Below are 12825 nucleotides of genomic sequence, written 5' to 3'. Positions count from 1 at the left end.
GCTGCTTTAATATCTATCTTCTATTACGCTTGTTTCCAATGATAGCAAGGGTGATAATTATTCCAAGTGCAGCACCTGCTATATCTATCCAAATATCAGATACCTGACCCGATCTGCCCTCAACAAAAAGCTGAATCGTCTCATCCACAAAAGCCACAAACAATGCTGCCATCTCAGGATTAACAAATCTTTTAAACCAGCCCTTAATGTATGTGGCAAATTCCAAACATAACAGCACTCCAAGTATTGCATATTCTGTAAAATGAGCTGTCTTTCTGACTATGTACATTCCATTATCATCGTTAGTGATGAATGGCAACACCTTATTAATTACGGCTAAAAATCTGCCGCTTTCTCCTTCTGACACTACTGCCGGCTGCATGCTATGTCCCCAAATGACACAAATCCATACAGCAATTAAAATTCCAAATATAACCTTTTTCTTATTCATAGCCTACATTGTAACACATAAAAAAAAATGGGTACATGATTTGTACCCATTTTTTTACTTTTTATTGTACTGATTCAATCTTATGAGTAAGTGTTACCTGAATAGTCTCTTCCTCATAATCCTTGTTTGCCTTGGCAACCTTTACTTCAACAGTAGAGCCTGCTGGCAAATATTTCATGATATTGTTAAGTGTGTTAACTGATGTTACCTTACGTCCGTTGAATGATGTGATAACATCCTCTGTTTCGATACCTGCTGCCTCAGCACCAGAGCCTTCAACTACCTGTGCTACATAAACACCAACTGGAATTTCGTACTGCTCTGACATCTCTGATGTGATATCCCTACCAGCTATTCCAAGGTATGATGCCTCAAGCTCTGAAACAACATCGTTGTCTACCATTTGCTGAATGATGTTCCATGCGTATGAAATAGGAATTGCATATCCCATACCCTCTACGCTTTCCTCAGCAAGCTTAGCAGATACAATACCAATGACCTCGCCCTTAGCATTTAAAAGTGCACCACCTGAGTTACCAGGGTTAACAGCTGCGTTTGTCTGAAGTAGGCTGTTTGTAACAACATTACCATCATCATCTGTAATAGAAACCTCACGGTCCTTAGCAGATATGATACCGTTAGTAACTGATGTACCATAGCCCATTGCGTTACCGATTACGATAGCTGCCTCGCCAACTACTGTTGAATCTGAATCACCAAGTGTGGCAACTTTAATCTCTGATAATGTGTCTTCCTTAATATCCTTGATTGCAACTGCAACAACTGCAAGGTCGCAGGATGAATCTGTTCCCTTGATTGTTCCTTCTACTGCCTCACCATCGTTAAATGTGATTGTAAGTGTCTCGGCACCGCTAACTACATGATTGTTAGTAGCGATGTAGATGTTGTCCTCATCCTGTGAAACAATGATACCGGAACCAGCTGATGTGGTAGGCTGCTGTACTGTTCCAAAGAATGTCATATATTCCTTAAGCCCTGCATTTGTAACCTGTACAATAGCAGGAAGAACATTTTCTACAATTGATGAAACATCTGTTGAAACTGTAGATGATGTAGTTGTAGCTGTAGCTGAGCTGGATATCTTACCTGAATCACTACTGCTTGACGCCTGCTGTGTCTGTGCTACCTGTGGCGTATCTTCCTTAAGGAACTTGTTAGATACAGTAACCACTGACTGGAATGCAAGGCCTGCAACTAATCCAAAAACAAGTGCAATAGCTGCTGTCCTGCCTAGCTTTGCCCCAAAGCCAGATGACTTTTTTGCTTTCTTGTTTCTTCTGCCATCATCATAAGGTGACCACTGATAATATGATTCACCCTGGTTAATCTCATCCCTCTTATAAGAATAAGAACCATTAGTAGTAGAGCTACTTGTTTGACTTGTATTTGTTGATTCACTTGTATATGAACCAGTATCCCCAGTATTGTTTGTATCGTTATTTGTGTTGTTTGAATAAAAATCGCTCATAAACTCGCCTCCATTGATTTTTCATTTCATGAACGTAGAATAATCCCGAAATGTGACGACTAAGTGACGGTTTATTCAACAGTAACTGATTTTGCTAAGTTTCTTGGATGATCAACATCAAATCCCTTGCCCACAGATACATAGTAACCAAATAACTGTAGTGGAATGATTGCAAGTGAGTTAGCAAAATACTTGTTAGTCTGTGGGATGTACATTACATAATCTGCAACATCCTCAATATCCTCATGACCTACTGTAGTAACAGCAAGGATAAATGCTCCACGAGTCTTACATTCTACAATGTTAGATACTGTCTTAGGATAGATGTTATCCTGTGTTGCCACTGCTGCAACAAGAGTACCCTCTTCAATAAGAGATATTGTACCATGCTTAAGCTCGCCAGCTGCGTATGCCTCTGAATGGATATAAGAAATCTCCTTAAGCTTAAGTGAACCTTCCATAGAGATAGCGTAATCGATACCACGACCGATAAAGAATACATCCTTAGCTGCAACGAAACGGTTAGCAAATTTCTGGATACGCTCCTTATTTCCAAGAAGCATCTCAATCTGCTCTGGAAGCTTCTTTAAATCTGCAATAAGAGACTTCATCTCATCTGCTGGAAGAAGTCCTCTAACATCTGCAAACTTCATAGCAAGTAAGTAAAGAGCTATAAGCTGAGCAGAGTAAGCCTTTGTGGTAGCAACTGAAATCTCAGGACCAGCCCATGTGTACATAACCTTTTCAGCTTCGCGGGCAATAGATGAACCTACTACATTTACAATAGCAAGTGTCATGTTGCCCATTGCACGTGCCATTCTAACAGCTTCCTTAGTGTCAGCTGTCTCACCTGACTGGCTGATTGCTATAACAAGCTCGTTCTCCTGAAGGATTGGATTACGATATCTAAACTCTGAAGCGATATCTACCTCTACTGGAATACGAGCCATATCTTCGAATACATACTTAGCTGTAACACCTGTGTGATATGCACTACCGCAGGCAACAATACGGATACGTGAGATTGCTCTAATCTCTTCATCTGTCATACCAAGCTCTTCAATATCAACTGTGTCATTCTTGATACGAGGATTAAGTGTATCACGAACAGTCTTAGGCTCCTCGTGGATTTCCTTAATCATAAAGTGGTCGTAACCACCCTTTTCTGCTGCATCTACATCCCAATCGATTGTCTTAGACTGCTTCTCAATAGGCTGTCCATCAACATCGAAGAACTCAATGCTGCCTTCTGAAAGACGAGCGATTTCCTCGTTCTCGATAAAGTAAACTTCACGTGTGTACTTAAGAACAGCTGGTACATCAGATGCAATAAGATTGCCATCCTTACCAAGACCTACGATAAGTGGGCTGTCCTTACGAACTGAATAAATCTGATCTGGATAATCTGCAAAAATAATACCAAGGGCATAAGCACCCTCAACACGGTGCATAACCTTTGTAACACATGCAAGAGGATCATTGCCTGCCTTGTAATAATAATCAAGAAGGTGTGCAACTACCTCTGTATCTGTTTCAGATTTGAAATTATATCCACGCTTGATAAGCTTATCCTTAAGCTTTGCGTAGTTTTCGATAATACCATTGTGGACAACGGCGATTGTTTCATCCTCGTTAAGATGTGGATGAGCGTTTGTCTCGCTAGGCTCACCATGTGTAGCCCAACGTGTATGACCAATACCGATAGTACCCTGCATTGTAGCACCATCATGGGTCTTTTCGCTGAGAAGACGAAGACGTCCCTTAGCCTTTTCATATTCTATCTTGCTACCATCATATACAGCCATTCCTGCTGAATCGTAGCCTCTATATTCTAGCTTACTAAGTCCATCCAAAAGTATAGGCGCAGCCTGTGATTTTCCTACGTAACCTACTATTCCACACATAAAAAAATTCCTTTCTTTGCATTATAAAAGCCTCTACATTTTACTACTATTTAACATAAAAGTAAAATGAGGATTGGCCTCATGGTCAATCCTCATTGATTAACTAGTTATTTTTTCTCTTTTTCATCTGATGATGACATATCCGGTGTCTGATTAATCTCAGCACTAGATTCTGAGAAACCAGTTTCGTTCTGAATGTAATCGCTAATCTTATCAACTACATCATCTGTTGCATCGTAATTCTCCTGCTCGTACAAGAACTCATGAAGTGTAACTACATTGCTTGTAAGTGTACAAGGAACAACTACACTACCTATCTTAGAGCTAATCTTAGCAGTCTTAAGTGCAAATGGGAAACCTGTTGAGTTTGTAACCTCGTAATCACCAACAGCTGTAGCCATCGACAAGCACTGTCCCATGCTAAGACTTGTAGAAATCTTAGGGAATACATCATCGCAAATATCATTAAGCTGTGATACCTTGGCATGCTTTGCCTTCTCAATTAAAAGCTTAATTACCTTACGCTGATTCTCAGCACGACCGTAATCGTTATCAACTGCGTATCTGTTACGGCAGTAACCAACTACCTGAGCACCATTCATGTGATATACACCTGGCTTATCAAAGTAGCAGTCATTTCTATCCCAGTATTCTTCCTTATCTGGGTAATACTTAAGAACGTTTTCAACCTCGGCAATATAACCTGCAAGTGCATTCTGACCTGTCTCTGGGTTATTTGTATCAATCATCTTCTGAGTAACCTCAAGGTCAAGACCGCCTAAGTCATCAACAACCATAGCAACTGCATTGAAATCAACTGATACATAACCTGCTATGTTAAGGTCAAGGTTCTTATTAAGCATCTCGATAGCTGATTCAACACCACCGTGGTTATATGCATAGTTACATTTTCTGTATTTGTCATCCTCAACCTGTAGGTAAGTATCACGCTGAACAGATACCATCTTCACTTCCTTAGTGTCGTTGTTAATTGACACCAGGATGATTGTATCTGAGTTACCAGTATCAAGATTACCGTTAGAACGGTTATCCACACCGAAAAGTGCAAGGGTTGTATATTGGCTAAGGACTTCCTTTGTCTCTGCATCCAAGCTATCGTTTTCAAGCTCTTCCATGTTAATATTGTCCCAATTAACCTTACCGAACTTACTCCAGAAGAAGAATACAATAAGGATAACAAGAAGTACCGCAATCTCCACAACAAAAATGGTGCGCTTCATCTTTTTCTTCTTAGCATTCTTTCCTGCTGGGCGTCTTGCACCGCCTCTAGCTACTGCTCTTGCATCTCTGCTGTCCTTTGCAGATGATTTGGATGCTGGCTTTCTAGAGCTACCTGAGTGGCTGCCTGAATGATTGCCAGGTCTACCACTTGGTCTACTGCCACCTGGTCTTCCTGAGCGGCTGGCAGATGCCCTTCTGGCACTGCTTGATGCTGAACGTCTAGCTGGCATATCATCTTCCTCAAATCCGTACTGTGAATCGTACTCGTATAATTCTATTTCGTCATCTAAATCCATGGAATGATTTGAATAACCACTTGGACGACTGCTATGACCATTTCTGTTAACTGGACGGCTTCCGTTTGGTCTGCCTCCGTTTGGTCTGCTTCCACTTGGTCTTCCTGAAGGTCTGTTAGCAGGTCTGCGACGGCCTGTGCCTTCTCCATGTCTCAAATCGTAATCTTCGAAATTACTCATTAACTGAATATCTCCAATCTTAAGTTTGATACCAAATTTGCTACTACTTTTTAAAGCAATAGACTATGCTAGTCTACTCTACTCATTCTAGACTTGTCAAGAATATGGGAGCATTCTATGGCATTTTATAAAATACAAATTTAATCTTCTTCTTTTTGTTCTTGTGTTCCGGGAAGAATATAGTTTTCCATTCCAATAGGTAGATTTTTATTGTAAAATTCATCACCTTTTTGTATAAAATCACCATGCTTCTCCATAATCAGCTGATGATTATCTGTTGGAGTTTCTACTTCCCTATCCTTCCATCTGGCAACCACCCTTGGCAGAACAATTACCCTATAGCCACGCTTTCTTGCCCTCAGACAAAAATCAAACATGGCATCCTGTCCTGTAAGTCTTGTGTCAAAGCCGTGAAGCATCCTGTATACCTTGGCATCTATCAGGCAACATCCGCAGTCTACAACAGATACATCACGGGGCATACTGCCTATTCCATCGTATGTATCCCTAAACAGGCTTTGCCCGTGAAAAGCCGGATACCATGCACCATCAGTGTCAAAGATATATCCCACGTTATCCACCTTAAAGCCTCTATCTATAAAACGCACACCCACCACAGCCACATCAGGCTGACATAGATAAGCATACATCTTTTTTACATTGTTTCTGGTGTATAGCTTAACATTTTCATCTCTTAGAAACATGTAATTGCTGGAAAATCTTCTAAATGTAGAATCATCATAATTCAAATGCCACTTTTTCAATGAAGCATCGATTCTTCCGTCACAGAAAACCTCTTCCTGTCCTAAATAAGAAATAGCCAGTGCCATGTGCTCCTTGCAGTAGTACTCTGCTGCCTTGCGCTCTTCCTTATTCATTGCCCTATCACTTGTTCTTTTGTGATAGATAAGAGATGGCACATGGACAATAGGTTCATTCTTAAAGGCTGCCCTTAGAATGTATTCGTATAAATAGGATGTCTTTGCCTTTTCGTTAAACTCCCCAAGCCTGCTACTTAAGCTTTTTGAGATGCAGACAAAATCCCCTACGTAATCTGTCTGCAAAAATAATTCTTTATTAAAATCTGATTTGAAATGAGGATTTTTTCTATCGAGACCAACCAGTTCATCATGGTCGGCATAGACAATACAATCCTTGTTATCTAAGGCTTCTATCTTTTCATTTAGGGCACTAAGAGTGTTTCCACTTAATCTATCATGCTGCCCAAAGAAAACCACATAATTCCCTTCTGCAAAATGAAGGCCCACATTATAAGCGTAAGCTGCGCCATTATTCTTTTTCAGCCTACGATAGTGAACCTTATCAACGATATCCGGGAAGAATTCCTTGATAGTCACCTCAATCTCATTTGATGGATTGTTATCTAAAATATATAATTCGAATTCGCGATATTCCTGTTCATCAATGGACTCGAGACAGTCCTTAAAATTATCCATATCAGTCTCGTTGGTCCAGACTACTAATGAAAAATAATTTTCTGCCACTACTTCGAGCCCTTTCCCCCAAATACAACTGCTACTGTTTTAAGTATTATCTTAATATCTAATCCTAATGACCAGTTGGAAATGTACTCTGTATCAAGTGCCACCACCTGCTCAAAATCCTTGATATCACTACGTCCACTAACCTGCCACATACCAGTAAGACCCGGCTTAATAGATAGTCTGGCTCTGTGATGCAATGCGTAGTTTTCGTATTCGTCCTCAAGAGGTGGTCTTGTTCCCACAAGAGACATATCTCCTACCAATACATTTAAAAACTGTGGTAATTCATCAATAGAATGTTTTCTAAGGAAACGCCCAATAGGAATAACTCTAGGATCATTCTCCATCTTAAACATATTTCCTTTGATTTCATTCTTTTCTACCAAGTCTTTCTTTCGTTCCTCAGCATCCATGTACATGGTACGGAATTTGTAAAACTTAAACTTACGACCGTTTTTTCCGATTCTGGTCTGGGTAAAGAACACAGGACCAGGTGACTGGATTTTGATGATTGGTGCAAAAATAATAAATGCTATTAATGTAAAAAACAGCCCCACAATAGCACCTATAATATCCATTAATCTCTTAGCAAATGCCTGACGATTATTAGCAATATGCATGCTTGTGGTAAGCACTATATACTGACCATATTTTTCCATTATACGATTAGGCATAAGATTGCTGGTGTGCACAAGTGGTATATGCACTGTAAGCCCCTGCTCTACCAGCCTTGTTGCAAGGCTTTCCTCGCTTTTTCTGGTGTTACCATCTAAGAAAACTTCGTCTACCACGCTGGTGCGAAGATATTCAAAAAGTGTATCTGCACTGGCAATAACAGGAATTCCCTGAATTGTCTGACCTGTCATATCTTTATCTACAACTGCAACTCCCACAACCTTGTACTCAGGATATGGGCTAAGTGCTATTTCGTTAAGACAATTTTCTACATTGTCAGATTCTGCTACCACTACCATGGCAGTCTTGTTTACATCTGACAGCTTACGACGTCTGATGACACGCTTCCATCCCACTCTGAACAAATAAGAAAAAACAACCATGCCAATAGCAAGCACGCCCAGTACTGTTCTAGAGTGCATATAAGAAGTCTTAGACATGTACATATACAAAAGCACGCCAAGGAAATTCACAGCTGAATGCCAGATAGTAGATATCAATTCTTCATATTTAGTTCTCCGCAAAATGCCCTTGTAGGTCTCTGTAAAAAACACACCTGCCAAGTCAATGAAAGGCAATATCTTAACCAAATTCTGATATAGGTTGAACCATTCGAATTTGTCCAAAAAGATAATGCTTCCGTTGAACTTAATCATAACACCCAAATAAAGTGCCAGTTCCGCTGCCAGCAAATCAAGGATGATAAAATCCAAGTGCTTTACCCAAGAGCGTTTTTTCTTTTTGTACAACGCTTATCCCCCTGTTACTTCCCCATCTATATAATACAATTATAAATTATTGTTGTTTTTATATCCATCATTATTCTTCACACCGTCATAATCCATTTTTCTAGTGTGATATTCAATGTCCTCTAAAAGCTTACGATTCTTAGCAAGCAAATCTCCTATAAGTGCAATCATAAGAGAAATAAATCCCATGATAAGAAGAGTACATCCTAAAATAAGAGATTGAATGTGACCTGCAGAATTACCCATTGCTACAAAAACAAGGAAGCGAATAATCACCCCAAGACCTACGATAAATGGAATAATTGCAAGCACACTAAATGTCTTAAGTGGCTGATACATAAGATAAGCTCTAAGGATTGTAACCATAGATTTCTTAACATATCCCATCATGCTATTGAAAAGACGTGATGGACGAAGCTCCCCATTAGTTCTGATTGGTACACTTGTCTGAGCGATTTTGTTTCTACCAGCCTGAACGATTGTCTCAAGAGTATATGTGTAATCGTTTGTGACATTTAGACGCATTGCTGCATCCCTTGAATAAGCTCTAAATCCACTTGGAGCATCTGGAATATCTGAATTACTAGCCTTCTGCACAACCCAGCTTCCCAAATGCTGAAGCTTTTTCTTAAGTGGCGAAAAATGCTCAGTGGCATCGATTGGACGCTCGCCGATTACAATATCAGATTTGCCCTCTAGAATAGGACGAACCAAAAGCTCAATATCATCTGCTACATACTGATTATCTGCATCCGTATTTACGATAATATCTGCACCATTTCTAAGGCATGCATCAATGCCTGCCATAAATCCATAAGCAAGGCCTTTGTTGCGGCGGAAATTAACCACGTAATTAACTCCCCATTTTCTGGCCACTTCTACAGTATTATCCTTGCTGCCATCATTAATTATTAAATATTCGATTTCATCTATTCCATCAATATGCTTAGGCAAATCGTTAAGAGCTATCTCAAGTGTTTCTGCCTCGTTATAGCATGGAATTTGAATGATAAGTTTCATAGCTACTCCTTACTCTTAAAAGAATAATCAAATTTTGTAAGTGACAAGTTAGGATTGTAATAAGGGTCTCCCTTACTGTATGTATCCTTCCACTTTGTCATAAAATATTTTGTCTCTGCATCCATTCTGGCCTTTCTATCTGGATCCTCATGGTCAAGGCCACGGCTGACAGATTCTAAATGATACCACTCTGAAAATGGTGTGTAAACACACAGCAAATCTTTTGCCCTAAGCTTAAGGCAATAATCCACATCGTTAAATGCTACTGCAAGCCCCTCATCAAAGCCACCTACTGTATTAAATGCAGAGCGCTTTGTAAGAAGACATGCACCTGTAACTGCTGACAAATCCTGGACGCAGGTGCTTCTGTAAAAATATCCTACCTGCTCTCTGCCACTTCCTAAAAACTGGGAATTAGCAACACCACCAAGACCAATAATAAGGCCTGCATGCTGCACAGTATTATTGCCATAGTAAAGCCTTGCACCTACTGCTCCCACATCTTCTCTTCTGATGAAGCCCATCATCTCTGAAATGGCATCACCATTAATCATCCTTGTGTCGTTATTAAGAAGAAGCAGATATTCGCCAAGAGCCTGGCGCACACCATAATTAATAAGTGCAGAGAAATTAAAGGTACCCTTTGTATCAGGATGTGCCTTTGTAAAATCACACACTCTTGCGCTAATATCGTTTCTTCTTTCCAGTTCCTGATAATATCCACGAAGCTTTTCATCAGCAGAATTGTTTTCCACAATTATAAATTCATAATTAGGATAAGTAGTCTTCTCCACAATGCTATCGATACATTCCTTCAAATCCTCCTCATGATTCATATTAGGAATGATGATAGAAAGAAGTGGTGTATCTGGCCACTCATATATAGTTCTATAATATCCCAGATGAGTATCAAGCTCTACCCTTGCTGGAATTCCAAGTCTCTTATAATGGTTCTCCACAGCACGTCTGCCGTTTTCGTAGGCATACATCTTTGCCTCTGGATGGTCTGCTGTAGAATCCGGATGGCATCTCCAGTGATAAAGCACCCTTGGAATATGATAGATGTTAGTGCATTTTTCAAGGACTCTCAAATCAAAATCATGGTCCTGTGCTCCATCAAACTCAGAAAGGATACCGCCGCTTGCTTTTGCAATATCTGCCCTGACAACAAACAGATGGGTGATATAATTATGAGAGCATAACAAATCAATATTGAAATCTGATTTAAAATGAGGAAGGAAATACTCCTTGCCCTCCATATCAATCTTATCCTCGTCGGAATAGATTGCTTCGATTGTTCTATCTTTATTAAGAGCCTCTGCAATATAATACATTGCATCTGGTGTTATCAAATCATCATGATCCGTAAATCCGATATAATCTCCAGTGGCAAGCTCCATAGCTGCATTAGTATTACCAGCGATTCCCGTATTATCAGTAAGCTTTTTATAGACGATTCTCTCATCCCATTTGCCGCCTGTGGCAGCCTTAATAATATCGTAAAGACCTTCCTTAGGACTGCCATCCCCAAGGCAAAGCTGCCAATGTGGATAAGTCTGATCCGTAAAGGAATGAATCAGCTCTGTAAGAAACTTCTCCTTTGTATTGTATAACGGAATTACGATACTAATAACTGGATTATACGCAAACACTGTCTGGCGCTGATTTTCAAGTTCCTGCTCGCTAACAGGGTTCTCCTTTAAAAACTGCCTATAGCTATAGTGTTCCTGGTCATGACCCATCATTTTTCTGATGGTCTTGGCCACAGTCTTTTTCACACCATAATGCTGCAAATAAAGCAGACCCTTTTCTATTTTATTAGTAGGTTGTTTATATTCTTTAATCTCACTCATATTCAAAATAATCCCTTATTGCACCAGCCAGTGCCTTTGGATTTCCCATTTCTACAAAAATATGTTTTTTGTCGGCATTAAACAATTCGTGGTTGGCCATGCCATCACCAAGTATCATTGGCTTTTCCATAGCCTCATAGATATATGCCTTACCAGGGATGGTTCGCTTAGCCTTCATAATATTCCCAGAAAAATGACCTGCCAGGCACAAATCTGCTACTCCGATATGCTTAGCCAAATCCTCCTGTGTAAGCCAATCAATATAAGTTACGTTTGGCTGAATCGGTTTTTGCATCTTATCTGATATTGGGCCGATTATCTCAAAGCTGATTCTATCATCATCTGCAAATTCCCTAACGGCATCCAAGATTACATCCACCCCCTGAAGGTTTAGGATAGAACCAAAGTACAGCACCTTCTTTTTTTCGCTTTTTGCCTCGATGCCGACATCTGCCATAGGGTGATAAATAGCCTTATTAGCATGCAGATAGTACACGTAAATCTTATCAATTTCTTTTCCAAATTCCTCTGAGAAAAAAGTGCCGTGAGCCACAGTATCACACACTACATAATCTGCACTTTTGATGGTAGCTTCATCCAGCTTATGGGTAAGCTTCTCCACCAGGCCACCGTCCCTAAACTTCTTTCTATCCATAATCATGGTGTCATACACCGATATAAAGAAATCTATAAACAGCTGCCTTCTCTTAAGCTTTCTCCTAAAAAACGGAACCACCAGCTGAGGTGAAAATCCCACAAAGACCACATCAACATCCCTCACGGACTGCCTAATTAGACTAAGCCACACATAGGCAAGCCTCTTAGGATAGCTCTTACTTTTGCTTCCGATTACCGTAAGGCCGGCTGCCTTTTGCTGTAGGTAATCAATCTCCTGCGTAACCCTGATATAATCCAGATTTTTAGTTGTTATATAAAGAACCCGCTTGCCCTCGAACTGGCAACCCAAGGTTTCAAATTTATCCATACTATTTCCTTCAAACACAATTTGTGTTTAGTATATCACAAGTTGCTATTAACGGACATACAAGAAATGCGAAAATGTGGATTTAGCCCCAGGTCCCCTCACACCTGCCCTGGGCTAGCTGACGAATGCTTTAAGTGTGTCCGTCAAGAGCTCAGTAAACACCCCTAGCTGCTTGCACAGTCGAAGAATTGCTGATTTTCTAAATGCCACAACTCGCATTCTTTATTACACGTGTTCTTTCAAGGTTTGACAATTCTGTCGGTACTGTATGTATCTCACAGACACACTCTACCTAGAGTAATAGCAGTGGCGGCAATATTAGTATTAATTGCATGATTTTGGAGTGAGCCTAGTAGAATCTTAAAGCAGTTTTTGAATGTTTTCATATGGGCTGCCACGGACGGCAGCCCAAGGCTGATAGCGAAATGGACTGAGCTTGAAGCCGGTAGGAAAACATCCAAAAACTGCTTTTAATT

The 12825-nt window shown here is 40.1% G+C and carries 9 protein-coding genes; all 9 read right to left on the bottom strand.

Annotated elements, in window-relative coordinates:
• Window positions 1–13: 13 nt before the first annotated feature.
• The 9 genes from IJ535_RS12075 to IJ535_RS12035 all read right to left on the bottom strand — a co-directional run bounded on the left by IJ535_RS12075 (window position 14) and on the right by IJ535_RS12035 (window position 12349).
• The gene (locus IJ535_RS12075; protein ID WP_294303224.1) at window positions 14–451 is read right to left on the bottom strand and encodes a VanZ family protein; all 438 of its coding nucleotides are present in this window, start codon (window positions 449–451) and stop codon (window positions 14–16) included.
• A 61-nt stretch (window positions 452–512) separates the two neighbouring features.
• Window positions 513–1940, bottom strand: a complete 1428-nt coding sequence (locus IJ535_RS12070; RefSeq protein WP_294303221.1) for a S1C family serine protease — start codon at window positions 1938–1940, stop codon at window positions 513–515.
• Between the two features lie 71 nt (window positions 1941–2011).
• Window positions 2012–3844 carry a glutamine--fructose-6-phosphate transaminase (isomerizing) gene (glmS, locus tag IJ535_RS12065; protein ID WP_294303219.1) on the bottom strand — a complete coding sequence of 611 codons (1833 nt, stop codon included), beginning with the start codon at window positions 3842–3844 and terminating at the stop codon, window positions 2012–2014.
• A gap of 107 nt (window positions 3845–3951) precedes the next feature.
• Window positions 3952–5562 carry an LCP family protein gene (locus tag IJ535_RS12060; RefSeq protein ID WP_294303217.1) on the bottom strand — a complete coding sequence of 537 codons (1611 nt, stop codon included), beginning with the start codon at window positions 5560–5562 and terminating at the stop codon, window positions 3952–3954.
• A gap of 140 nt (window positions 5563–5702) precedes the next feature.
• Window positions 5703–7019: a glycosyltransferase family 2 protein gene (locus IJ535_RS12055; protein WP_294303215.1), complete on the bottom strand. Its 1317-nt coding sequence runs from the start codon at window positions 7017–7019 to the stop codon at window positions 5703–5705.
• Between the two features lie 47 nt (window positions 7020–7066).
• Window positions 7067–8491 carry a sugar transferase gene (locus IJ535_RS12050; protein ID WP_294303213.1) on the bottom strand — a complete coding sequence of 475 codons (1425 nt, stop codon included), beginning with the start codon at window positions 8489–8491 and terminating at the stop codon, window positions 7067–7069.
• Between the two features lie 39 nt (window positions 8492–8530).
• Complete coding sequence (locus IJ535_RS12045; RefSeq protein ID WP_294289669.1) at window positions 8531–9511, bottom strand: glycosyltransferase family 2 protein; 981 nt, start codon at window positions 9509–9511, stop codon at window positions 8531–8533.
• 2 nt (window positions 9512–9513) lie between these two features.
• The gene (locus IJ535_RS12040) at window positions 9514–11364 is read right to left on the bottom strand and encodes a glycosyltransferase family 2 protein (RefSeq protein WP_294303210.1); all 1851 of its coding nucleotides are present in this window, start codon (window positions 11362–11364) and stop codon (window positions 9514–9516) included.
• Window positions 11357–12349 carry a glycosyltransferase gene (locus IJ535_RS12035; protein WP_294303207.1) on the bottom strand — a complete coding sequence of 331 codons (993 nt, stop codon included), beginning with the start codon at window positions 12347–12349 and terminating at the stop codon, window positions 11357–11359. The genes IJ535_RS12040 and IJ535_RS12035 overlap by 8 nt, the downstream gene beginning before the upstream one ends.
• Between the last annotated feature and the right edge of the window lie 476 nt (window positions 12350–12825).

Origin of the sequence: Pseudobutyrivibrio sp. (genome assembly GCF_017471675.1) — a bacterium.
In the GTDB taxonomy this organism is placed as follows: Bacteria; Bacillota; Clostridia; order Lachnospirales; family Lachnospiraceae; genus Pseudobutyrivibrio.
The sequence above is the reverse complement of the archived record's forward strand: the minus strand, read 5'-3'. Positions and strand labels throughout refer to the sequence as shown.